This is a genomic window from Pseudohalocynthiibacter sp. F2068 (assembly GCF_023015645.1).
In the GTDB taxonomy this organism is placed as follows: Bacteria; Pseudomonadota; Alphaproteobacteria; order Rhodobacterales; family Rhodobacteraceae; genus Pseudohalocynthiibacter; species Pseudohalocynthiibacter aestuariivivens.
Genome location: NZ_JALKAK010000004.1, coordinates 87,027 through 111,154, shown reverse-complemented (window position 1 = coordinate 111,154; position 24,128 = coordinate 87,027). Strand labels below are relative to the sequence as shown.

General features: G+C 51.6%; 14 protein-coding genes and 1 tRNA gene. 4 read left to right on the top strand and 11 right to left on the bottom strand.

What is annotated here, in order from left to right:
* The first annotated feature begins 840 nt into the window (after positions 1–840).
* Positions 841–2,208: an exonuclease domain-containing protein gene (locus MWU63_RS06615; RefSeq protein WP_247077323.1), complete on the top strand. Its 1,368-nt coding sequence runs from the start codon at positions 841–843 to the stop codon at positions 2,206–2,208.
* Positions 2,209–2,251: 43 nt separating this feature from the next.
* Here MWU63_RS06615 and MWU63_RS06610 read toward each other — a convergent pair whose 3' ends face one another.
* The 8 genes from MWU63_RS06610 to MWU63_RS06575 all read right to left on the bottom strand — a co-directional run bounded on the left by MWU63_RS06610 (position 2,252) and on the right by MWU63_RS06575 (position 19,124).
* Positions 2,252–5,413 (bottom strand): hypothetical protein, encoded by a 3,162-nt coding sequence (locus MWU63_RS06610; protein ID WP_247077321.1) that lies wholly within the window; start codon positions 5,411–5,413, stop codon positions 2,252–2,254.
* A complete protein-coding gene (locus MWU63_RS06605; RefSeq protein WP_247077319.1) occupies positions 5,410–8,970 on the bottom strand; it encodes an SNF2-related protein in 3,561 nt (1,186 codons plus the stop codon). Before MWU63_RS06605 ends, MWU63_RS06610 begins: the two co-directional genes overlap by 4 nt.
* A gap of 483 nt (positions 8,971–9,453) precedes the next feature.
* Positions 9,454–10,152, bottom strand: coding sequence for a SprT family zinc-dependent metalloprotease (locus tag MWU63_RS06600; protein WP_247077317.1), 699 nt, complete (start codon positions 10,150–10,152; stop codon positions 9,454–9,456).
* 2 nt (positions 10,153–10,154) lie between these two features.
* Positions 10,155–13,250 (bottom strand): type I restriction endonuclease subunit R, encoded by a 3,096-nt coding sequence (locus MWU63_RS06595; RefSeq protein WP_247077315.1) that lies wholly within the window; start codon positions 13,248–13,250, stop codon positions 10,155–10,157.
* Positions 13,243–14,454: a restriction endonuclease subunit S gene (locus tag MWU63_RS06590; protein ID WP_247077313.1), complete on the bottom strand. Its 1,212-nt coding sequence runs from the start codon at positions 14,452–14,454 to the stop codon at positions 13,243–13,245. Before MWU63_RS06590 ends, MWU63_RS06595 begins: the two co-directional genes overlap by 8 nt.
* Complete coding sequence (locus MWU63_RS06585; protein ID WP_281496551.1) at positions 14,445–16,928, bottom strand: class I SAM-dependent DNA methyltransferase; 2,484 nt, start codon at positions 16,926–16,928, stop codon at positions 14,445–14,447. Before MWU63_RS06585 ends, MWU63_RS06590 begins: the two co-directional genes overlap by 10 nt.
* Positions 16,929–17,324: 396 nt before the next feature.
* Positions 17,325–17,400, bottom strand: a tRNA-Thr gene (locus tag MWU63_RS06580).
* A 65-nt stretch (positions 17,401–17,465) separates the two neighbouring features.
* On the bottom strand, positions 17,466–19,124 hold the full coding sequence (locus MWU63_RS06575) for an iron ABC transporter permease (RefSeq protein WP_213888623.1): 1,659 nt from the start codon (positions 19,122–19,124) through the stop codon (positions 17,466–17,468).
* A 150-nt stretch (positions 19,125–19,274) separates the two neighbouring features.
* On the opposite strand from MWU63_RS06575, the gene MWU63_RS06570 reads away from it, so the two are divergent.
* Complete coding sequence (locus MWU63_RS06570) at positions 19,275–20,087, top strand: hypothetical protein (RefSeq protein ID WP_246531670.1); 813 nt, start codon at positions 19,275–19,277, stop codon at positions 20,085–20,087.
* A gap of 32 nt (positions 20,088–20,119) precedes the next feature.
* Here MWU63_RS06570 and MWU63_RS06565 read toward each other — a convergent pair whose 3' ends face one another.
* Complete coding sequence (locus MWU63_RS06565; RefSeq protein ID WP_213888625.1) at positions 20,120–20,590, bottom strand: OsmC family protein; 471 nt, start codon at positions 20,588–20,590, stop codon at positions 20,120–20,122.
* Positions 20,591–20,656: 66 nt separating this feature from the next.
* Here MWU63_RS06565 and MWU63_RS06560 point away from each other — a divergent pair, with 66 nt between their 5' ends.
* On the top strand, positions 20,657–21,280 hold the full coding sequence (locus tag MWU63_RS06560) for a GntR family transcriptional regulator (protein ID WP_213888626.1): 624 nt from the start codon (positions 20,657–20,659) through the stop codon (positions 21,278–21,280).
* A gap of 24 nt (positions 21,281–21,304) precedes the next feature.
* On the opposite strand, the gene MWU63_RS06555 is transcribed toward MWU63_RS06560, so the two are convergent.
* Positions 21,305–21,562 (bottom strand): DUF2312 domain-containing protein, encoded by a 258-nt coding sequence (locus MWU63_RS06555; protein ID WP_213888627.1) that lies wholly within the window; start codon positions 21,560–21,562, stop codon positions 21,305–21,307.
* Between the two features lie 121 nt (positions 21,563–21,683).
* On the opposite strand from MWU63_RS06555, the gene MWU63_RS06550 reads away from it, so the two are divergent.
* Complete coding sequence (locus tag MWU63_RS06550; RefSeq protein ID WP_213888736.1) at positions 21,684–21,899, top strand: hypothetical protein; 216 nt, start codon at positions 21,684–21,686, stop codon at positions 21,897–21,899.
* 53 nt (positions 21,900–21,952) lie between these two features.
* Here the strand turns inward: MWU63_RS06550 and MWU63_RS06545 are convergent, their stop codons facing one another.
* Entirely contained in the window at positions 21,953–24,046 is a 2,094-nt protein-coding gene (locus MWU63_RS06545) for a 3-hydroxyacyl-CoA dehydrogenase NAD-binding domain-containing protein (protein ID WP_247077309.1), read from the bottom strand.
* Between the last annotated feature and the right edge of the window lie 82 nt (positions 24,047–24,128).

Sequence of the window (24,128 nt, the reverse complement as noted above, 5' to 3'; positions counted from 1 at the left end):
TTTGTGTTATTTTAAGCGTGAGGGAGCGGAATTGCGACACAGAAGCAATTTTGCAACGAAATGATGCGCCTATTTCTGAAGACCAAATAACCGAGGCATTACCCCACCGGGCGAAGCGAATAGACACTACCGCCACGAAAGCAGAACCCCCTGATTACTTCGTCGATTTCATTTAGAGTCATGTCGAGGCACTAGTAGGCGGACCGCAGCTTGCGAACCATTCAAACAAAGATTTGATGGATACTCGGGTGGATTAGAGGCTAAATTTAAACATTTTTTATTTCTATTTCTGAGTGTTAGTGAACATATTAGGTGCCCTATAGCGGCAACGAACACCTATAATCTTCAAGAAAACAAGAAATCGCATCGCGGTTGAACTGAACAGTTCGGGCGCGTGGTTGTGATAACCGATCGGTGATCCCGCGCTGTCGCTCCTTTGATGAAAAGCTCCTTGAAGGCGCATACTCGGGTCCCTGAAACGCTTGAAAGCCTACGCCGATCGGCGTGAAGGTTAGTCCTTCTCCAAGGAGGCCCTCTACAAATCCCAGGCGATGAGGAGCAGGCCGACGGAGCGGAACGAGGACGCTGCAAACTGGTCCCAAGATGTCGAGCGGAAAAAACCCTCCTTTCTTCGTAAGAAGCTCGAGCAGGGCAAGAGTTTTAAGGACTAACGCGAGAGGTGATAGGATCCTGTGCGGCGGGTGTCCACACCTGCCGCACTTTTTGGCAAGGCACCTGCCCCTATAGTGGAATGATGGACTGATCAGCCTGAACACGTGAGTGGTAATGACAGTTTTCCTAGTCTAATCATGATTAGAATTTGCATTTGAAGGCGCAGCCATGTTCGCATTTTATGACTTAGAAACAACGGGCACGTCTCCCGCTTTTGATCAACCGCTCCAGTTTGCTGCGATTTTAACAGATGATAAGTTCAGACAAATCGAACGGGTCGACATTCGCTGCAGGTTGGCCCCGCATATTCTTCCGGCGCCTTGGGCGATGGCTGTAACCGGTGTCACGCCCAACATGCTAGAAGATCCGAGCCTGCCCTCCTGGTATGAATTTTCTTTTCAAATAGCCGACCTCATATCTCGCTGGGCCCCGGCAACCTGGACCGGATACAATACCATCGCCTTTGATGAAGAGTTTCTACGGCAGTCGTTTTATCAGAACTTGCATCCCAATCTTTACCAAACCCAGTTTGATAACAATGATCGCTTGGATCTGATGAAAGTCGTATACGCCGCCTGGGAGCTTGCTCCAGATGCTCTCTCTTGGCCGCTTGATGACAAAGGTCGCCAGAGCTTCAAACTCGACCGTCTCGCCCCCGCCAACGACTTCGCACACCACGATGCTCACGATGCATTAGGCGATGTGGAAGCTACCATTCATTTGGCGTCGCTTCTTCGTGAGCGCGCCCCTGATCTGTGGTCACAAGCTTTGCAGAACAGAGATAAAAATGAGGTTGGCCGCAATCTCGAAAGTGCGCGGCCTCTTCGACTAATCGAACGGTTTGGTGCAGCTCCTCCCCGTTCCTACTTTGGTGTTTTTGCGGGGAGAAACCCAACAAATCGAAATTCCGTCGCCTTTCTGGATCTGGATTTATGTGACACAGCCCGCCTCCTGGAGGCTGATGACGAGACGCTTGCGAAAGCAGTGTCAGCATCGCCTAAGCTTATCCGGACAATTGCCATCAATAAGGTGCCCAATGTCTTCCCTATTGCCGACCCTCAACCCAAACATCTTGCAGCTGCGGATATAGTGTCCGCACGCCCAGATTTTCAGAAACGCGTTGGCCAAGCTTTGGCCAATCGTTACGCCGACCAAGAGCCACCAGAGCATGTAGAACAAAAGATTTATAGTGGGTTCTACAGAGCCGCCGATAAACGAATACTGGAACTCTTCAAGGGTTCTAACTGGGAGCAACGGACTCATCTGGTTAGCCAGTTGGAAGACGAGCGGCTACGACAACTTGGTCAACGTCTATCATACTGGAATGCTCCCAACTTCGTTTCAGAAAATTTTCGTTCAGCCGCTCAGGCTGCGGTGCATGAGCGATGGGTGTCAAATGATCCAAGCGCACCATGGACTACGAAAGCGGCCGTTGAAAAACAACTGGTTGAAATTTCGAGCGAAGGAGTTCTGACTGCGGAAAACTTAGGCTATCTTCGGGAATTTTACCGAAAAAAGTTATCTCAATTAGTATGATTGTGCTGAGTATACATGTTCAAGCTCCCATCAGACAGCAGCCTCAACTGCCCGGATGACCGTTCACTTGCCTGATTTCTGAGTCCGTCTCAGCCCGTAACGCGCTCTTCAGGTCCGCAATATGTGTCTTCGTAAAATAGATGGTTTGATCCGCCTTCGCCAAAACAATCTCTAATCTGCTTTCGGTGAGGTCGACAAACATGACCTTCATGATGTCCTTCGACCCGTTCGCGTGTCTGAACATCGCTGCGTGGTTAGGGCACAATGCGAGATAGTTTTGGGGATACCGTTTCTTGAGATCTCTGTCGCTTAGAAACTCTACCGCCTCAAAATATGGACTTCCATCATCAAGAGCAAATGGCATTGGTTCTTCGCAAATTTGACAGAAGAGCCCATCATCACCTGTATACTGGTGCTGCAGGTACTGCTTCGCTTCTTCCTTGACGGCTCCTTGGCCGACCGAAACACTTCTCGAGCGCTTCTCCGTTTCTCGCCCCTGTGCATCCTCCGCGATTTCACGCATTTTGGCATCTCGGCGCTCGGTATTGCTAGGTTCATTCTCGGGTAGCCCACCGGCACACTTCCGCCTGCGGCTTTCCTCGAGCATTTCGAGACGCTCTTCAGCTGATAGCGAAGAAAGCTCGTTTAGCAACTCTAGGTCACCAGGGTTTTCGAAGCCTAGCTCAACGGCGGCAGCCTGCCTTTTGTCTTTTTTCGCCTGAGCAGCGGCTGCCTCAGCGCGAGACTTTTCATTTTCGAGTTCAACTTCTTTGCCGAATTCTGTCGCTTTGACCCAGCCCCAACCAGGGTCAAAAGTGAACCCGTCTGGCAGAAGTTCCGCTCGGGCAGCCGCGGGACGAACGAACTTCCCAGATTGAGGAACCCACTCAAGCTCTTTCAAAGTATGAATGAGCTGAGAGTCGACGTATCTGGACCCCCCAGAACGGTTTATCTGATACTGCGCTTTAAGATACTTTGAATACGGAGATTGTAGGTTTGAAACCAACGTCATCCAAACCAATTTCGACAACGCTACGGATTGGTTTTTTAGGGTCTTCTTCAGATTTGAAATCTTGAAATCCCTATCAATTGAATATTCGGTCCAACGCCAGCCCGGAACCTGGAATAAGTAGTCCCATCGCACATTGTCCCGGCAGCTAGTCTGCTCGATCTCTAAGAGAGTCTGTGTACCAAGACTATCTGCCAATTCAGCTATCTTTGGCAGTTCAATAGGGAGTTTCTGGTACAAAGAATGAAGTTGCACCATGTCCTTGGAGTTAGTGACAACCTCATAATACTCGCACAGCCCCGTATCCAAGTAAGGATCATCGAGATAGATTTCTCCTGGTTTGTGCCACTGTCCATCACTCCCAAGAAAAATCCAATAATCTTTAAACGCAGATCTTGCCGAAGGTTCATTTTCGACCAGTTTAATGAAGCGTCGGAGGTGGGCGACGTAATCCTTCTCGTTCAAAGCGTGATCGGAAGATGAGTAACGCTTCTCGAGCAGTGCCTCGACAAGCTGTCGCTCTCCAATTTCAGATACACCAACTTCCTCCAGAAAAAGCTTTGCGAACTTCTTGCGCTTCGGGCTAGTTCCACCGTCCAGGACTTCGCGATCGACGCACGGGACAATTTTCTCGTACCGCCCTTGTTCATCGGGAAAATAGGACTCGTCTGGAACGCCGAAGGTGCCATCCCTAAGCTTGACGATCTTGGCGTCGGTCAGTTGGTAAAGCTCTTCCTTCGTATCTGGATCGCTTGCGAGAAGGGCATATAGCTGCTGTACCCACTCCGGAGACTTCGCCGACAGCCACTCCAAGAACTGAGTGTCGGGCGGACTCCACGAGTAGCTTGCATTCAAATTACTGGCTACTTCTTCAAGAAAATCATTAACATCCCAATCCTTGATAGCCAGGCTACTCATGAACCTCTCGACGTTCGTACCCTGCAGCGCACGGCTTGCAGCCCACTTTGGCGCCACATCCGAGTATTCGATAAGAAACTCGATGTCCTCTATCGAAAGTAGCTCTTTGAGCGAGGCCTTGGCTTGGATGAGGTGTTTTGCGGGCGCATGAATCTTGTCGAAGGTTGGAGTGAGCGGCTGCTCGTTGAAAGCAACTGTGATCTTCTTCCTGATGACCTGATACCGATCGCCAAGCTGATCATTGCGGTTCGGCAAAACTGCAAGGAAATCGGTCGTCATGAAGCCCAACGACTTTACACCGTGAAGTGCGTTCACGCTCAGCGACGCAAGCTGTTCGAAAAGAGGTGCGTTGGCAGGGGTATCTTTGATACTCGCGCGGCTGAGCTCCGGGACAAACGGGGCATGCAGGTGGTAGCGAAGCCCCGACGTCTCCTTCTCCGCCGGGAAGAACACCGCCACCTGCCCTTTGACCGGTACGATCTTGAACTGCTTAGCCAGTGGCACATCAGAACGGTAAGGCTCTTTCTCTTTGGCCGGTTCCAAGCTGAAAGCAACCGCAACCTTCTGCCTCGACAGTCCTTCCACGGTTTCCGAAAACCTCAGAAAATGCGACGAGGCTGTTGTCGAGCCGCCACTTTCCTTTAGGACTTCGACATGTTCCTCAGAGTGCTCAACACGCAGAATTGAGCCCTGTTGTTCATCATCTGTTTTCCAGTTGATCGCATGAATGTTTGACAGGAAGAGGAGCGTTGTTTCTGCAAGGTCACGAAGACCTTCGCCTACCTCTTTAAAGGCCACGTCTTTTGGTTTTTTCGGATTATTGAACGGAAACCAGAAGCGCGTAACTGCCGGATCGCCACCGTCCAAATCGAGGCATTCAGGCATTACAAGTCGTGAGATGCGAAACGCAAAGTCTCCCGACCGGATTTCGGGCGTGAGAGTGTACACGAATACAGATTTGAACCCGACGCCGAATTTTCCAATTTCGTCGGCAGATTTTTCCTTTGTACTGTTATGTATTCCCGTGATTGAACGAACATCCGGCTCAGTGAAGACCCGCGCGCCATTGTGTTCGAACACACATCCTCCCGAGCTCAGTGAGAAAGAGACTTCCGTCGCTTGGGCGTCTTCTGCGTTCTGAAGCAACTCAAAAACAAAGTGCGCCTGGTCCGGGTAGAATTCTTCAAAGATATCGAGATTGATGTCCCCTTCATTAGCGTCCAGCCCTTCTAGGAACTTTCGTCGTTGCTCGGACAGTTTGGTCAGGAAATCAGTCACTGCTTAACACCCTGAACCGAAATGGTACCGAGCATGACCGATGCAGCCCTTATATCGCCCGTATTACCTGCACTGCTTAGTTCCCTCACTCGACGTTCGAAGTCAGCGTTCGCCCGCGCGAGTTCCGCTTCCTTCATTCTGTGGATGCGGTCGTTGGTGGCTTTTGAAAGCTGATCCTCTAGGGTCCGCACACGAGCACGATGGCTTACCGTCAGGCTCTGAACTCTATGCTCCGCCAGCTTCTGATTCTCGGCGATATGATTGGCCTGCGCTGCCGACCACTTCGCATGGTGCAACCGGTCGAGATCATCAAAGTCAAAGGAGAACTGTGAAACAGTTCGGATGGGCTCCACCGCCGTATGCAACACCTTGAGCAGCGCGGCTTCTACCACGGGGTTGGTGGCGACTGCTACGAGCTGTTCGTCAGGCTTGATGCCATGCATGGTCCATCTGTACAGCGCGAACTTGTGCTGCCCCGGTGGTAGACCCTCCGCGACCTCTAGTGAGCAGTACATCGCTTCATCCATTTCAAGGAAGCGCGCTGCCTGCCTTACAAGAGGGTGCAGAACAGTGAGATGTGCCGCAGATGGGTTCTCAGCAGCGGTCTCTTGGTCGAAGGTTACCAACAGGTTAGGGTCGCCGCCCTTCAGCCATTTCTCCCAGTTTCTGGACGATATGTCCTTGCCGCGCTTGATCATCCTAAAGTCTGCAAGAAGTGCATTTCGCACTTCTTGACTAACCCTAAGCGTCCTAAGCGGCTTCTCACCTGGAAGTGGGTCCGTGTCCCCGCCTGTTTTGGACTGAATGTACCTTGTTAGACAGCGCTTGATCGAAGCTGGTGAAAGCCATTCGCTCTCTGCATCTTCGATTTCCTCGCGCCATGACTTCTTCGGCACATTAAGCCCGAAGAGTTCAGATTCCTTTTCCTCAAGGTCTTGCTCTTCTTTGATCCGACGGATCCCGTTGTCTGCGAGTTGCTTAAGTTTCTTCTCCCTTTCCTCTTCCGTCAGGACAAAACTTTCTGCGATGTCATGAATCTCCTGTGTAATCTCGCCAAGAATTTCTTCGCTTCCCCCCACCGCATGATGAAACACACCTATCCGCCAAAGACAGCGCTGATAGATGTCAGCGTCGACCGTTCCGGGCGTTACGAGATTGACGATACTGACAGCCTCACTCTGCTGCCCATAGCGGTCAATCCGCCCGATTCGTTGCTCGACCCGCATCGGATTCCAAGGAAGGTCATAGTTGACCAAGAAGTCACAGAATTGGAAGTCTAGACCCTCACAGCCGACTTCGGACGACAGGAGCACGTCGAGCGCATTGTCGTCCTCTTTGGGAAGAGCAAATCGCCGCCTGAGGTTAGCACGTTCTTCATCGGAAACATCCCCATGAATTAAGCCAAAGCGAAGGCCTGCCGCCTCGGCGTGCCTCGCGAGATAAGCCAGCGTGTGTCTAAAAGTACTGAAAACAAGCGCTTTGTTATTTTCTAGGCCACCCTTGCCACTCAATGCGCCGATAAACGCTTCAATCTTTGCGTCTTTAGGGTCAAGTTGGTCAGCCTTTTCGAGAAGCTCTTCGATTTCGTTTCTTATTTCCTCGAGGAAGGACAGATCGACGTCATCGTCGATGTCGTTGCTTTCAATCACCTCAAGCTGATCAAGTTTGCGCGCCAGAATATCGGAGAGAAGGGGAGCCAATCCGTAGAGGCAGCTCGCAGCCTGCCTGCGGATCGTCGTCATCATGAACTTGACGTTCTGTTGTCCGTGGCAGCGTGCGAGGATTTTAGCGATGATGCCTAGGAGCGTATCGTGCAAGTCCCTTTGCTGATCGGAGAATTCAACTGTAAGTGTCTGGGGCTTCCGAGTTGTGAATTCTCCGATGTCGCGGCGGCGAGTTCGGTTGATGATAGAGCTGAACGTATAGAGATCTTCGAGCGTTCGGGTCATCGCCACGCGATCGGTGTCGGAAATATCAATCTCCTGAAGCTTGTCGAAAGACTCCTGGAAGTTAGTCTCTTCCCTTAAGAACAGGCGTCCCCACTCTGTTTTAGCGGCCTCCTGCAGTTGATCTGCGGCAGCCTGCTGCCATCCATCGGCTTTTTCTCGGCAGAGACGTACAGCCTCATTAATGAAGCGATTTGGCTGGGCCATCTGCTCAAAGCTGGCCTCGTCGATGACAAGATCTGGACGGACGACGTTCAACAAGGTGAACAGATCAGGTCTACCGAGTTGCACGGGCGTCGCTGTCATTAGCAAGACCGCCTTGGCGTTGTCGCAGAAGTACCTGACCCCTTGGTGTAAGAACGTGTCGGAGTTGCGTATGTGGTGCGCTTCGTCGACGATGACAAGATCGAACGCGGGGGCTGGGTCGAGCGAAAGCAAGCCGCGATCTTTCCTTGTTCTGCGATCGCTTTTGCCGAAAATGAGCTCGGAGTCGAAGAGCGAGAAGGGCACAATTGCCTTACCGTATTTGTCCGGCCACTCACCCTCGAGATCGGTCTCGTGCAGGCAATGGCGCAGAAGCTTGCCATCGAGGTGGGTGAACTCCTCGTCAAAACGCTTCATCTCGGTTTGCCACTTTCTTTCGGCTACAAGCGCTTTCGGGCAGATCACCAAGATCGAGGAGATGTCCATCCGGGCACGGAGCTCTTTAATGACAAGTCCCGCCTCAATGGTCTTACCGACGCCAACTTCATCGGCGATCAGCAATCGAGGTCGATCGGAGCGGATGAGCTTCAAGACCGGCCGATATTGGTAGGGCACGAAATTTACGCGTCCCGATCGCAACGAGAACAAATTGGCCGTGGAGGGTGATAGCAGGTGTAGCGCCGAAAGCCGCGCTTTGAGTTCTTCAATCGAAATTTCCGGCTTCTGGTCGTCATCACCGCCCACTGCCCGAAGCTGGCTCTCGTAGTAAGTGGCTTTCGACCCATCCTGGAAGACTCGGTAACGTATCTCGGGTCCCCCTAGGATTACCTCAAGTACAGGGACTATGACACTGTTGTCTGAACGAAGCGTCACAAGTTCGCCGACGCTGAATAGATGGATGGGAGTCTCGAGAATCACCTCAACCGGAGTGTCTGATGCCTGATTAGTTTGCTCGTGTTTTTCTTTAGGCCGCTGCGTCATTGAATCCAAAGCTGCGTCCTTAACCGCCTTCGCCGCATCGATTGCGCCATTTTCGGCTTCGATCAAAGAGAGCAACCGCTCGAGCGTATCGGCGTCCCGGTACATTTCGCTGGGGTGTGCCTCTTCTACTGAGGCGTGAGCCCATTTGTTCCTTACAGTCTGTAGCTCCTTCACCCAGTTACGCGCCTCACGAGGCAACTGCAGGCTATTTGCAAGTTCATACCAGTTTTGATCCAGAACTCTGAGCAGAGCAGCAAGGTCAAGTTCGCGAAGCTTGGACAACCTTTTTTCTTCGATTATCCTCTGCTGTTGAAAGCTTAATCTTTCTACAACATGCTTTTCCCACCAATATTCGGATAGCTTTGGGAGTTCCTGTTGAAGAAACTTAGCTAGTTCGGCTGATGCTATTCGTAGTTCGTTGTGCATTCGGCGTATCTATTCCATTCTTCAAAGCGCGTTTAAGGACATTGAGGCAATTAAATTTCAGTATTCCTCAATGAGGCGCTTGTGCCAAGCACCTTAGGTCCAGGCACTCGAACCCGGAGGGCGCTAGACCGGTGACCAATCTAGACCCGTCGATGGGGGGGGCATTAGTAGGCGATTAGTAGGGGATGTACGTCAAACGTTCTCCTGCGCTGTCCGGCGGCGTCCAAGGTCGATACCAGAAATAGCATAATGACTATAATGGGTTATCCAACTTTGGACGGTGCTGTCCGATGTTGTTCAACTCACGGACTTCAAAATTCGTAATGATGGGGTCGGAGGTTCGTGCCCCTTCAGCGGCACCAATTCACCCAAGAAAAACAATGAATTAGAAAGTTCTCTTTCTGAGACTCCCTTCGGATTGAGCAGCGAGTTTTTAGGCTGCTTCTGAAAATCCAACGGATACGTCGGCAGTGCCGTTGTACCTTATGAGGGTATTGGCATTTCGTTGAGGTCTCTTCGTGCGTCTTGCCAATCGGGATAGTGCCGCGACAATATAGCAAAGAAGCTATCTGAGTGCTTAGGCTCAATCAAATGGATCATCTCATGGAGTACGACGTAGTCGAGTAGATCGCGTGGTTTTTTCACCAGCTCAGTATTTATGCGAATTGCTTGAGCAGCATGATTGCAACTACCCCATTTGGTTTTCATTTTCTGCAGAAAATACCTCTGTGGACCGACACCGAGGACAGCTTCCCATTTGGAAATATGTCGGGGAACTGTTCGATGCATTTCCGAAAGTACCCAGCTACGGAAAACGCCTTCTCTTCGCGTTTCCGAAGCTCTTGGATCTACTCTCATTACTATCCGATTTGGGCTTACAACAACCTCAGGGCGGCCCTGTTGCGGTTCCACTTCCAGCAAGCGCCGCCTGCCCCAAACAAAATGGCTCTCCCCGCTTATGAAATGCCTAGGTTCTTCTCTGGCTTGCTGCCGAAACTGTTCCTGTTTTTGCCGTATCCAGCCAATTCTGGTTGCTGCATATGCACGCGCAATTTCAAGTCGCGTGTCCAACGGAATCACGAGCGACACGATTCCTTCAGGCGGATGAACGGTGAGATGAACGTTTTTAACGTCCTTCCTTGTTACCGATATGTCTAAGTCACCGAGTTCGATAGTTTCCAACGTCAATACCCTGGCTGATTTTTGACAATTTCGAACAGCGCAGCTGTTGCTTCACGGTCGCGGGACATCAGAGGAAATAGGATATTTAGCACCTGCCGCTCCTTTATCTCATCTCCTTTGAAGTTTGCCGGAGCATTGCCTCGTATTGCATCATCGATCTTAACCGCCAATTGAGCCCGCTTTTCGCTATCGGACGGACATATGAAAACCGTCGCAGGGAGATCGGGCAGGTTGTTGAAAAATACTGAAGCCTCTTTCTTCCCGGCCAAAACGGCGGGACGTTCTTCGGATGGAGTTGGAGAACCGATCTTTTTTGCAAGTTCTTCGGCTTTTCTAAGAAACTCTTCATATGCCGCTGCATCCGCTCGACTTTGCTTGATCAGGTCATCAAGAAGTTTTGACATCTGCTCATAATAGCGAGGATCTGTAAGTTGATCACGGATGATCGTTTTTCGAATATTGTTGATGATAGCCTCTGCCACTGAGCTGTTGCTGAGCTTTCCCTTCTCATTAAGCTTGGCAGCGATGGCATCATGGATGCCGGTCTCTATGATTAACTCAGTTAGTGATAGATTGGACAGGCCTCCCAGCGAAGTAGGCGTGTCGGCTTGAATATAGGTGTTGATGAGGTGCCGCATGTCCGCCTCATAAGGCTTGATATCAAGCTCTTCACCAGAGTGTTTTTTAATGGCTGCACGCGTATCACTGTGGAAATGCACCTCGTTTTGAATGCTGGCTTGCTCGGCATCCGAATAGCCCGCTTCGCTCAGATTCTGTGCAACAGAAGCAAACGCGCGAACGAACACGGCAACCGCTTTGTAGTATGAAACCCTCAAAGCTTCTGTGTCATTTAAAGCATTTGGATCATTTGCGTCACCACAGAAATAACGAAGATATTGTTCTACCTCCCTAGGCTCCGGTACTGGCTCGACCAAAAACCGCAGACCTTCCCTCGCTTGGTCGAGTTTTTCTCTTCCTGCTTCCAACCAGTTTTTAATTTCGACGTTATCCTTGCCATCCCCACCTTCATCTATGTCCAACTTGTCTGAATTATAAACGGCGATTGCGCTCTGGACGTCCCCGAAAAGCTCCTTGAAATCGACGATGTAACCAAAGTCTTTGTCGTCACCGTCTAACCGATTTGTTCTGCAAATCGCTTGGAACAGACTGTGATCTCTCAGTTCGTTGTCGAGGTAGATGTAAGTGCAGCTGGGTGCGTCAAATCCAGTCAGGAGCTTGCTTACAACGATAAGCAACTTCAAATTGGCTGGCTCCTCGATGAACCTCCGCTTGGTTTCGTCCTCGTACTGCTTTGTCGTTTGGCTCGGCCCTAGGACGTGCTTGGTATAAGTGTCGAACTTGTACCGTTCATCACTGTTTGCAGGCTCACGGGAAATCGCGTTATGATTAGGTTCATAGGATGTAATGAGACCGCAGTATTGGCCAAAGCTCGTGTTCTGGAACAGCCGAAAATAGTGGCATGCATCATAGATGGAAGCGGCAATCAAAATAGCGGTTCCACGGTCATTGTTCAGCCGCGGTTTCAGACCAAAATCCTGAATGATTTCGCCAACGATCCGCTGCTTACGCTCGCCCGCGCTCATCAGGTCCTCCATGTTGGCCCACCGCTGGCGCAGTACCGCTTTCTGGAAGTTGTTCAAGCCCTTGGTCTTTTGCTCGAACCAGTCGTCAATCGCCTTCTGGTTTGTCAATCGCTGCGGCACGTCACGCGGATCATACTTCAGGTCGAGTACGACCTTGTCCTCAACGGCCTCGTGAAACTTGTATGTGTGGATGTAGGTCCCAAAGACATCGCGGGTCATCTGCTTGTCGCGACGCAGCAGCGGCGTACCAGTGAACCCGACGAATATCGCCCCTTCCAGCCAGCGTTTCATCTGTTTGTTCATGTCGCCGCCTTGGGTGCGGTGGCACTCGTCGACAAACACGTAAAACTGTCCCGAAACCACAGGTCGCGGGCCGGATAGATCAGTGGAGTCAAACTTGTGGACGAGGGCACAGATCAGACGCGGCAATGGGCTACCAAGCCACGACACGAACTCGTTTCGGCTGGTGACGCGTGGTGAGGGGTCATCTTCGCCGACAACGCCTGCGTTGCGCATAACACCTTCGATTTGCTTGTCAAGCTCATCCCGATCGGTGACCACAAGGATACGGGCATCAGGATCGTTTTCTAAAATCCACTTCGCCATCAGCACCATCAGGATACTCTTTCCGCTGCCCTGGGTGTGCCAGATGACACCACCCTCACGCTTTTGCAGTCGTTCCTGCGCCAGCTTGACGGCTTTGAACTGGTGCTGGCGTGGCACCTTCTTTTGGCCGGCATCGAAGACAATGAAGTTACGGATCAGGTCAAGCAGCCGATCCTTGCGGCACATCTGCGCAATCGGACGATCCAGAAGCTCTCCCGCCGCGCCAGTGGTGCTATCGGGTTCTTCGTCCTTCCACTGGACAAAGAACCCCTCTGGCGTCCCCGTGGTGCCGTAACGCAGGCCTGCGGCGTCACTGCCTGCCAGCACCAGCTGAACAGTGGTGAAAAAGCCCTCGTTAAAGATGGGTTCCTGATTGGTGATCAACTGGCGAACGCCGTCGCCAATCTCGACCGAGCTGCGCTTGAGTTCGATCACCCCCACAGCGATCCCATTGATGTAGAGCACAATATCAGGCCGCCGCTCGTGTCCGCCATTCAGCGTGACCTCTTCGGCAATCGCGAAATCGTTGGCGTCTACATTGTCCCAATCGATCAGCTTCACCGTCTCATAGGGCTTGCCGGGATCGACTTGAACCGGGACGCCATAGCGCAGAAGCTGATAGGTGCGCATGTTGGCTTGGTAGAGCGTGACACCTGTGACCTCTGCGCGGGTTTTCAGAGTGACTAGGGTGCGCGAGATATGGGCTTCCGAATACCCACGGACCTTAAGATTGGCGCTCAGCAGATCGGTTTCGATGTGGCGGTTGCCATCACGTTTGGACCAGTCGCCAAGGTGGATGAAGCCAAGGCCCCCGTTCCTTTCCGTGGCGGTGATCATGGCGGCGAGGCGGTTTTGTGAGGCGCGTTCGGAGCGGGGACGGCTAGTCATTGGCAGCCTCCTTAAATGGTAGGCGCGTCTTGCCGGTCAGGAGCTCCTGCATCATTGCTTGCTTGAGCCGATAGGATTTCTTTCGCTTTGCTTCAAGAAAGTTGATCTCGCTCTCCATGTCCGAAAGTACCTGAGCGAGAGCTGCCTGCTCCGAAGGCGAAGGGACGCCAACTTTCACCCTTTGGTACTCTGCAATCCAATACCGCTTGTGACCCGACTTGATGAATTCCGCAGTTCGCATGATCTCATACAAAATCCGTAAATTATCGATTTTGCGTTTCTTGGCCAGCATCTTCATTGCAGAAGACTTTGCTTTGAAGGGGAAATCTACGTACTTGGAGGCAGTGGTGAAGTCGTCAAAAATAATTACCGGCACGTTCGCATAAATACCATGAGTTTCGTTAGTCATTCCAAGCAAAAATGACTTGCCTGCTGTTAAAACAGGAATGTTGTACTGTTCGCTATACTCCGTTGAAGAAACTAAATATTTTGTCGGTTGTTCGTAGTCGAGAAGCTCCCCCAGCTCGCATTCTTCCCACTCGCCATTAAAGCCTACCAACCGTTTTTTACCGGTGAGAAGTTGTTGCATGGTGCCGGTTTTCAGGTCTCGTTTCTTAGCGATTAGCCGATCCAACCCATCCAACAGTGCATACACATCCCCTAAAGCCTCTGCAATCGCGTGTTGTTCCGACCTTGACGGTTTTGCCAACATCGTAGCTGACAAGGACTTCCCATTGGTCAGTGCTCGCGTGGTGTAGCTCGCTCTTGAAGTAACCTGATCACGGAAGTATCTAGGCCGAAAGCAATAGGCTTTGAACTCGTCGACTAGGGCGTCATCACTTGGTCTTGCTCGCAACACAAAGCCGCTGAAAACTGTGCTCTGCGTATCATCGAGCATAACGGCGGCTGTTCCAATTTCTTCAACCGTCTCAGACGTGCGGGTGAAAAACACGTCGCCTTTTAAGACTTCGTAAGACTGCTGCTCCTTGGAGGTTACGTCGACCTTACCCTCAACCATGCGAACACGCAGTGCAGGGTGGTTGTACACATCCATGTAGTTGACGATGGAGGTGCCATGACCGAAGAACTCTTTTGCTTTGTTGAGACCGTTCTTAAAGGTGAAGAGATCACCGACGGGAACAATATCCCAATCCTCCGGAAAGTTGCCAAAATCGGTATCCTGATATCCTCCGCTCACTCCCATGTCGCACCCATATTTCTAAGGTGATCGGCAACTTTGGCGCTAAGTTTTACAAGTTCCTTATCGAGATCAGGAAGTGATGTCTCATACCGTTCAGCCAGCTCACGGACGCGACCAGTAAGCCTCTGCGCCGTGCGATCAAGTTCTGATGCAATGTCACTACCGAGCTGTGTTAGCCACTTGTCAGCGATGACAAGCACCTTCACCTCATCCTCGGTCAACGCGGGATACTTCTCATGGATGGCTTTATCGAGAGCTGTCCGCGCGTCCTTTCGCTTCTTCTTCATCGCTTTTTGGGCATCCAGTAGTGTCTTGTAGTCTGATAGCGCCTTAGCCTCATCCGCAAAATCAGCGTTGCCCTTGATTTGCTTCAGCCGCGCATTCAGCAGCTTCTCCGCAACTTTTTGCTTACCCTCGTCACCTTCAATGGCGTCAACGAGCAGCCCTTCCTCACCGCTGCCCTCTTCAAAGGCCTCGGTCATCTTCTGTTCCAGCTCTGACAATTCTACATCGAGCGCATCAATCGCCGCTTGCTCCGCCGTGAAGTAGCGCGCCACCAAAATGGAAGCAGGCACCAGATCTGATTTGAACCGTCGCGCCCCGATCAGATAGTCAGCTGGTTCAGGCCAGGCCAATTTGTTGTCTTTGTTTTTTATCTTCACAATCTCACGTGGCTGCACCCCTGTGGTCCACCCATCTGCCGCGATCAAATAGCAATCGTCCTGCATCTGCTCGGCCCAGTAGTCCATCAGGTATTGATAGACGTCATAAGCGTTCATCAACGGGGCAGCTTTGAAGCCAGTCAATAGATTTTCGGAGATCGTGTGGATCAAGTCCTTGGGTAAACCATCCTGCGCAAACCCGTTCAGGTGAGGCGTGTTTTGCTTACGCCAGTCGGCGAAGATTTGGTCGACCTTTGCCTTGAATTTCAGGAACTCTGCATTTGCGAAGATAGTCGGTTTCAGCTCAGACACATCAACACGCAGCGAATAGTATCCGGGACGATCAAACGGTTCGAACAATTCAGCCCTGACGGACGGAACCACATCCCAATAGTCTGACAAGCCGTCGATGTCGCGCTCAGGAATGCCCCCGCGCAGATGGCCGTTGATGTCTTGAAGGTCCTCTGGCTCGCTGCTGTCGATGTAGCGCGGTAGGTTGAGATTGAATGCGTTCTTTTCGCTCGAGATTAGATTGAAAGGCACCATACGCGCGTACCCTTCGATGTCCTGCCCCTTAGTGAAGGCATCAACGATCCGATGAATGTCCTGAGACCGCAGCCGGTTTTTCGGGCCGTCCTTTTTGAACCCTTTGGACGCGTCGATCATAAATATGCCGTGCCGGTTCGCGGCATTTTCCTTGTCGAGTACAACAATGCAGGCTGGAATGCCGGTTCCGTAGAACAAGTTGGCAGGCAGCCCAATGATGCCTTTTAAGATACCTGATCGGACCAGCTTCTCGCGGATGGCTGCCTCCGCGTTACCACGGAACAAGACGCCGTGCGGAAGAATGCAAGCCGCCTTACCGCTGCCTTTCATGGAACGAATGATGTGCAAGAGGTATGCGTAATCACCCTGCTTGGCAGGCGGGTTGCCCCATGCCCAACGCTTGTGTTTGTCGTCTTCGCCTAGGTTGACGCCGGTTGACCACTGTTTGTCCGAGAATGGAGGATTGGCGACGACATAGTCATAAGTCCGCAGACGTTCCTCATCCAAAAACTTAGGTGCGGCAAGCGTGTCACCAGCGAGAATGTTAGCGCTCGGGAAATCATGCAAGATCATGTTCATCCGCGCCAAACCTGCGGTTGTAACGTCCTTTTCCTGCCCCTCAAGTGTGATATGTCTTTCGGCTTGAGCCGCAACTTTCAGAAGCAATGAACCTGAACCACAGGTCGGGTCATAGACAGTCGTGGAACCAACAGTGTTCTCATGGGATATGCCGATAACACTCGCGATTATTCGGCTGACTTCCGAAGGAGTGTAGAACTGCCCTTTGCTTTTGCCGCTTTGCGTCGCGAAGTGCCGCATCAGGTATTCGTAAGCATCTCCAAGAATGTCATCGTTTTCGGCTCTGTTCTGGGAGAAATCGAGTTCAGGTTTCTGAAATATACCAATCAGGTTTGAGATACGCTTTACCTTCGCATCGCCTTCGCCAAGTTTGGTGGGATCATCGAAGTCGGGAAAATCGCTTCGCGCGAGTTTGCTGTTAGCCTCAATAAGTGATTGAATGACCTGTGTATTGATCTTCTCGCCGATATTGGGGTTACCCTTGAGGGCCACCATATCTTTGAAGCCTGCTCCGGCGGGAATAACAACCGCCGGAGCGAAATCATCAGTATCGGCGTATTTGTCCGACACATATTTGATGAAGAGCATAAAGAGAACGTAGTCTTTGTATTGAGTTGCATCCATTCCTCCGCGCAAAGCGTCACAAGATGCCCAAAGGGAAGAATATAATTCTGATTTCTTAATCGCCATTGATTGCCTGAACCTCAGTCGGTTGGGCGACCTGAGTAACAACCAGATTCGCCTGTTCTTTTCCAAAACCTAACGACAAACACGGACAGCCGCCACAGCGACTTGCGCGCTGACCGGCGGTTTGGGATGGACTAAGGTAGAGGAATTGCTGAAGGGTCGCTTTCTTCTATCGCCGGATGGCACCGAGGAGGCTGGAAAACCCTTTAATCCCGCATCGCATGAGCACTACCCCTTCAATCAGGCCATAAGGTTCAACACGGATTGAGTACGCTTCACAACAAGCGAGACACAAAAGAATGACGAATGAAAGTTCAAACTTTAGGTGGTCGAGAAGGTGGATAAGGAATAAAAAATTTCAATTAAATAACATAAAAACAATAATTTAGTTTAATATATTGGTGCCCCCACACGGACTCGAACCGCGGACCTACTGATTACAAATCAGTTGCTCTACCAGCTGAGCTATAGGGGCTCGCGGGTGGATTTACGCGGTTGTTTGCTGTCTTGCAAGCCTCTCATTCGCAAAAGTTGCTCAATTTATCGATTTGAACGGGCCATGAGCAAAACGGCACAAAGGCCAACCAGAATAACCATCATCGCTGCCGGGGCGGCGCCAGCCAGGTTTTCAAGCGACGCCTGCTCGTAAACCCTTGTCGAAAGCGTGTTGAAATTGAACGGTCTGAGCAAAAGGGTTGCAGGCAGTTCTTTCACACAATCGACAAAAACCAACAGTAGGGCCGTCCCGACAGAGCTTCGGATTAACGGGATGTGCACCTCGCGAAGCACACCTCCCGCGGTTCTGCCCAAAGACCTTGCCGCCATCGGCAAGCTTGGGGAGACACGGCCAAGGGCTGCATCCGCAGTCCCTTGCGCGATCGCGAAGAAACGGACCGCATACGCGTAGATTAGCGCAAAGGCTGATCCGGTGAGCAAAAGACCGGGATCAAAGCCAGTAGCGGCTTCAATCCCATCCGCAATCAGGTGATCCAGAGCCGCCATCGGGATCAGGATACCAACAGCGAGAACCGCACCCGGTGCGGCGTAGCCTATCGTTGAGACGGGTAGTAAAATGCGTGGTAAGCGCCGTCCTGTTAATCGCACTCCGTACACCATGAACAAGGCAGCAGAAACAGTCACAAGCGCTGCAATGCCACCAACAACAACGGTGTTTGCCAGCGCACGGACAAGAGCCGGATCAGCCCAGGGATGCGCATTGCTCAGAGCATGACTGCCAATCACGAGGGCGGGAAGAAGGAACCCAACTGCGAAGGGAATAAAACACAAAATCGATGCGACCCCTGCCTGCACACCCTTCAGTTTAACGGGTGTAACCGGGCGCTGGTGACGCGCCGTACTGTAATAGCGATTCTTCTTGCGGCTGGTTTTTTCCAAAACAACCAGAAGCAACACGAGTGTCAGAACCACGCCTGCTATCTGCGCAGCACCACCTGCATTGTTGCTTTCCAGCCAGGTACTGAAAATGCCAGTTGTCAGTGTCTGAACGGCAAAATACTCGACTGTGCCAAAATCACTGACCGTTTCCATCATTACGATAGCAGCCCCCGCAGCGACCGCCGGACGTGCCAGAGGCAGACCAACCCGGAATAACCGAGCGACCGAACCCGCGCCTAAGGCGCGAGCGACTTCAAAGCTGGAAGCTGATTGTTCGCGAAAAGCAGCCCGGGCCAACATGTATACGTATGGGAATAGCGCGCCCGTCAGAACGACAATCGCAGATCCGCGCGATCTGATTTCAGGGAACCAATAGTCGCGTGAATCAGCCCAGCCAAAGGCCTCTCGCAAAAACGTTTGCACAGGCCCTGCGTATTCCAGAAAATCAACCAGCGCATAGGCCCCTACATAGGCAGGGATCGAAAGTGGAAACAACAACAGCCATTCCAACCAACGTGCTCCGGGGAAGCGATACATCACCAAGAGCCAGGCCGCGCCCACGCCCACGCAGGCCGAGAGAGAACCGACAGACACCATCAAAATAACGGTGTTTGAAAGATAACGCGGCAACGTCGTTGAAACCAAATGAGGCCAGATGTTTTCCGCCGGGTTAAACCCAATCCAAATCACAGCTGCGATCGGCAAAATCACAAGAATCGCAATAACTGCAGCGCCGAAAGACCACGGGTTCAGCGTGCTTCTCCGTTTCGGCACTGCCATAAGATGAGCGTTTTTCTCAGACATAAAAGGCGCAGTATCGGAAAGCGGTTTCACTGTCCAGAAAAGCCCGTATATTGACCCGGATGAATCTTTGAAAGTTGTCGTGATTTTATGCAGGTTGTCTTTCACATCGGTGCCCATTCCACAGATGAAGACCGGCTTTTAAAGTGCTTATTGAAAAATAAGGATGTTCTCAGAAGTCAGGGGGTGGTTGTCCCCGGCCCGAGTCGTTTCAGAAAATTAATCCGTGAAACATTGGCCGCTCTTGGGGGGGAAACACCCAAGCGGGAAACGCAAGACGCGCTTGTCGATGCGATAATCGATGAAGATGAAGCAACGCGTTTGATTCTGTCTGGTGAACACATGATCTGCGTTCCCACTCGCATTTTCCATGGCAGCGAATTTTATGCGTTGGCTGGCAAGAAAGCACAGGCACTTGCTGGCCTATTTCCCGCAACTGAGGTGGAGTTTCATATCGGACTTCGCAATCCGGCAACCTTTATCCCGAGTGTTTTTGACCGCACCAGCAACATATCTTACGAAAATTTCATGAACGAGATTAACCCGCTCGATATTCGCTGGTCCGACGTATTGAAACGCATCAAAGCTGCGGTTCCAAATGCAACTCTCACGGTTTGGGCCAACGAAGATACACCGTTGATCTGGGCGGAACTCATGCGCGAGCTTGCGGGCGTTGATCCTATGGTTGAGCTTTCAGGAACAGATGATCTGCTAGCAGAAATTATGACCCGCAGCGGCTTTAAAAGGTTCCAAAGCTATCTGGAAAGCCATCCACCGCGAAACGAAATTCAGAAACGCCGTGTGATCGCTGCGTTTCTGGGGAAATTTGCGATGGTGGAGAAGATGGAGCAAGAATTGGATATTGAGGGCTGGACGGACGACTATGTTGATCAACTCACTGATCTTTATGAAGAGGATTTGGATGAGGTTCAGCGCATGCATGGCGTCAATTTCATCGCGCCCTGACACGGAGTCAGGGCTGCAAATAAGATACAATTTCACACTTCGATGAACTCTGGCTCGTATGTAACAGGAAAATTAACTGACCTCGCGATAAAGCAATATTGGTGAATTTCCTTATGGATTTCATGGGCGCGCTGTAAGTCTGCACCTGCTTTCACCTGGATTCTCGGTCTCAATACCGCGCTTAGAAAACGCCCTGCCCCATTTGGTGCCGTTTCGCCTGTTCCAAGCGGATCGTCCGAGTAAGCTGTCACAACGATCCCTTCAACGCTGGCAAGGTGGAGATACCAGAGCATGTGACAGGCCGACAAAGTTGACAGCAACAGATCCTCGGGGTTGAGCAGGTTAGGGTCGCCCCCTAACAGTGGGTCGTTTGAACAATGGATAACCGGCTTACCCGGAGTCTCGATATTCCAGGTGCGTGCGTATGCGCGATAGTCACGCGTCCCAACCCCTTGATCCCCTGTCCAGACGACACGTGCGGTGTAGTCGTACTGTTTTGCCATGATATTTCCTTTAATTCGATTTTGTATACGTGTATACATTATGAAAAATCAAACGAAAGACCTGAAATGACAGCCGAAGCTATTGCAGCGACTCTACAGCACGACATTCTTTCTGGAACGCTCTCTCCCGGTACAGAGCTTGTACAATCTGAACTGGCGGCGCGGTTTCAGGTTAGCCGCATTCCAATTAGGGATGCGCTGATGTTGTTGTCCGTCGAAGGTGTTGTGACCGTTACGCCGAACCGGGGAGCGCGTGTCATACAGCTGTCGCCTTCAGAAGTGCAGGAAATATTTGATATGCGTGTCTTGCTGGAAGGTGATTGCCTGCGGCGCGCTATCCCATACATGCAGCAGGCAGATTTTGAAAGAATTGAACATGTACTCCGCCGTTCAAATCTGGAAGTGCAAACAGAAGGCTGGGCTGAAGGTGACTGGAATTTTCACCTTGCGCTTTATTCGCCTTCGGGCCGCAAACATCAAATTGTGATGATAGAAAAGCTTAGGCGCCGATGCCAGTTACACATCGCAGCATATCGCACCCTGCCCGAAGAAACCCTGCAATGGATCAGGGATCATGAATTGATCATGAAGCATTGCAGAAATAAAGAAACAGAAGCAGCGGTTGACGCACTTAAGCGTCATTTGTCCGAAGCAGGCAAAACGCTGGTGCGTGCAATGCCCACATCATAAAACGAAACCGCCCCAGGTTTGCACCTACATTCCCAACGCTTCTTTATACATTTCAAGCACGGCTTCTTCTTCGGCAATGTCATTCGCATCTCTTTTGCGAAGCGCTATCACTTTGCGCATGACTTTGGTGTCATAACCCCGGCCTTTTGCCTCGGCCATCACCTCTTTTTGCTGTTCAGCAAGGTCTTTCTTTTCGGCATCAAGCCGTTCAATACGTTCAATAAACTGGCGCAGTTCATCCGCAGTTACGCGGTAGCTACTGTCAGAGGTAATGTCGTTCATGCGATGGCCCCATATTTCGAATGAGCCCCTGAGTAGCCGGGCTGGCAACAGGCTGCAAGACCCTTGCGCGCCTATCGCACATCCTTTACCCGAAGGTCAGGCAAACAAAGAGGTTAAGCCAATGGCAAACATGATCTGGCTCGGTGCTGCTGTTTCGCTTGTCGGACTTGCGGGGCTTATTTGGTGCATCGTCATTGCGGCTTCTGCAAAACGGAACAGTCTTGATGACGACGAGATGCGCAGGCGACTTCAAAAAGTCGTTGTTCTGAATATGATCGCGCTCCTGCTCTCTCTGATTGGCCTGGCCATAGTCGTCGTTGGAATTATGCTTTCTTAAGTGTCAGCAGACCTGCTCTGAAAGCCCGAAATGCGAAAATGAGTTCGCAACAGCTACACCGCGTTGAGTGTGTCAAAGCCATGTCCAGCCTTTATGACCTCGTCAAACAAAGGAGAGGGTGTCCAAAACTTGTCTTCCTTGGCGAATTCCCGAAGTTGGTTGCGCAACGACAACAGGCCCGAAAGTTCTGCCGCTTTCATCGGACCACCCCGCCAGCGCGGAAAGCCGTAGCCATGTATCATCGCAACATCAATGTCCGAGGGCCGCTGCGCGATCTTGTTCAGCACTAGGTTTGCACCTTCATTCACCATTGCAGAGAGACATCTGTATAGAATTTCTTCGGGCCCGAACGCGCGCGGGGTTATGCCCTTTCTCTCTCGCTCGGCGGCGATAAGCCCCAGAACTTCGGGATCTTCGACACCCAAACGGCTACCATCTGCATAGGTATAGTATCCACGCCCGGCCTTTTGGCCGAGCCAGCCCTTCTGACACATCTTGTCACCAATCGCGATGTATCGCATTTCAGGATCTCGCGTGGATTTTAATCTTTTGCGACGGGCCCACGATATATCAAGCCCCGCCAGATCAAGCACCTGATACGGGCCCATCGGAAAGCCAAAGGCGCGCATTGTGGCGTCAACCTGATAAGGGCTCGCCCCGTCTTCCAACATAAAGTCTGCGGCGGTTCTATACGCAGCCAAAATGGAATTGCCGATGAACCCATCGGCAACCCCGGAACGCACCGGGATCTTTCCAAGTTTCTTGGCGAGCGTAAAACCCGTGGCGACAACGTCAGCCTCCGTTGCCTCTCCAACCACGACTTCGACAAGGCGCATAACATGAGCCGGCGAAAAGAAATGTAGCCCTAAAACGTTCTCTGGGTGTGCAACACCCGCAGCAAGCGTATTGATATCAAGATAGGACGTGTTCGTCGCGAGTATCGCACCCGGTTTGATAACCGCGTCCAAAGTCGCGAAAACCTGTTCCTTTACAGACATATCTTCAATCACGCATTCGATAACGAGATCTGCCTCGCTCACAGCGAAATAGTGAATATCGCCAGTAAGACGCGCCATTCTTTCATCAAGCATCTGTGCGGTTATGCTCCCTTTTCGAACAGCTTTATCGAAAACAGATTCAATCCGGGCTAGTGCCGTATCCAACATGGGCTGATCCCGGTCAACAAGAACAACACCAAACCCCGCATCAAGAAAAGATGCAGCAATGCCTGACCCCATGGTGCCGCCGCCGACAATCCCTACGATCTCAACGGGCCTTGGTTTTGCACGCGCCACTTCGGGCGCTTTTGCAGCTTTGCGCTCCGCAAAGAAAACATGCCGTAAGGCTGCGGATTGATCTGAGCGCAAACAATCCTCAAACGCTGCCTGCTCAAAGGCCAGCCCACCCTCAAAGGGCAACAACATCGCAGCCTCAACGCAATCAACAATCTTTGCCGGCGCAAAGAGCGGGTTGCCTGCCAATGCCTGCCGCTTTGCCGCAACCGCTCTGGCATACCCAACTGGATCGCTTAATCCTTCGGTGCGTTCACGCGTGGGTCGCAGCGCGTTGGGTTTGCCAATAAGTTCGTGTGCAAAGTCGAGCGCCGCATCCCTGACATGTGCGCGTGAAACCCCGTCTATCAGCCCTAAGTCGACGGCTTTTGCAGCCGATATCGGTGCCTTGGCAATCATCAGATCAAGCGCCGCCTCTGCCCCGCATATTCGGGGAACGCGCTGCGTACCACCCGCACCCGGCAAAATGCCAAGCGTGACTTCGGGCAAACCAAATGTCGTCATTGGGTCTGCGATGCGATAGTGCGCAGCAAGAGCAAGCTCAAAGCCACCACCAAGAACCGTGCCGTGCACGGCAGCAACGACAGGTTTGCATGTCGCTTCAACGCGGTTGCACACATCCGGCAACCACGGATCCACCGTTGGCTTGCCAAATTCGGTTATATCCGCGCCTGCCGGAAAGGTACGCCCCTCGGCAAACATCACGATGGCTTTGACATCATCATTTGCTTCGGCATCGTCAAATGCAGTGACGAGGCCCTGCCGAACCGCGGCATTTAGTGCATTAACCGGTGGATTATTGATTGTAATAACAGCAACGCCGTCATTGACGTTAAATTTTACCTCTTGCCCCATAAGGTTCAACTCCCTGCGCGCATACCCGATCTTTGTCCGGATTTTAACGCACTATTGCACCACGGCGTGAAAACGCAAAGCC

Excerpts from the sequence above, each read along its gene's own strand:
- MWU63_RS06560 (WP_213888626.1), top strand. The coding sequence starts at position 20,657 with ATGACAGCCGAAGCTATTGCAGCGACTCTACAGCACGACATTCTTTCT.
- MWU63_RS06585 (WP_281496551.1), bottom strand. The coding sequence starts at position 16,928 with ATGGCGATTAAGAAATCAGAATTATATTCTTCCCTTTGGGCATCTTGT.
- MWU63_RS06605 (WP_247077319.1), bottom strand. The coding sequence starts at position 8,970 with ATGCACAACGAACTACGAATAGCATCAGCCGAACTAGCTAAGTTTCTT.
- MWU63_RS06575 (WP_213888623.1), bottom strand. The coding sequence starts at position 19,124 with ATGTCTGAGAAAAACGCTCATCTTATGGCAGTGCCGAAACGGAGAAGC.
- MWU63_RS06595 (WP_247077315.1), bottom strand. The coding sequence starts at position 13,250 with ATGACTAGCCGTCCCCGCTCCGAACGCGCCTCACAAAACCGCCTCGCC.
- MWU63_RS06550 (WP_213888736.1), top strand. The coding sequence starts at position 21,684 with ATGGCAAACATGATCTGGCTCGGTGCTGCTGTTTCGCTTGTCGGACTT.
- MWU63_RS06590 (WP_247077313.1), bottom strand. The coding sequence starts at position 14,454 with ATGGGAGTGAGCGGAGGATATCAGGATACCGATTTTGGCAACTTTCCG.
- MWU63_RS06565 (WP_213888625.1), bottom strand. The coding sequence starts at position 20,590 with ATGGCAAAACAGTACGACTACACCGCACGTGTCGTCTGGACAGGGGAT.
- MWU63_RS06555 (WP_213888627.1), bottom strand. The coding sequence starts at position 21,562 with ATGAACGACATTACCTCTGACAGTAGCTACCGCGTAACTGCGGATGAA.
- MWU63_RS06545 (WP_247077309.1), bottom strand. The coding sequence starts at position 24,046 with ATGGGGCAAGAGGTAAAATTTAACGTCAATGACGGCGTTGCTGTTATT.
- MWU63_RS06615 (WP_247077323.1), top strand. The coding sequence starts at position 841 with ATGTTCGCATTTTATGACTTAGAAACAACGGGCACGTCTCCCGCTTTT.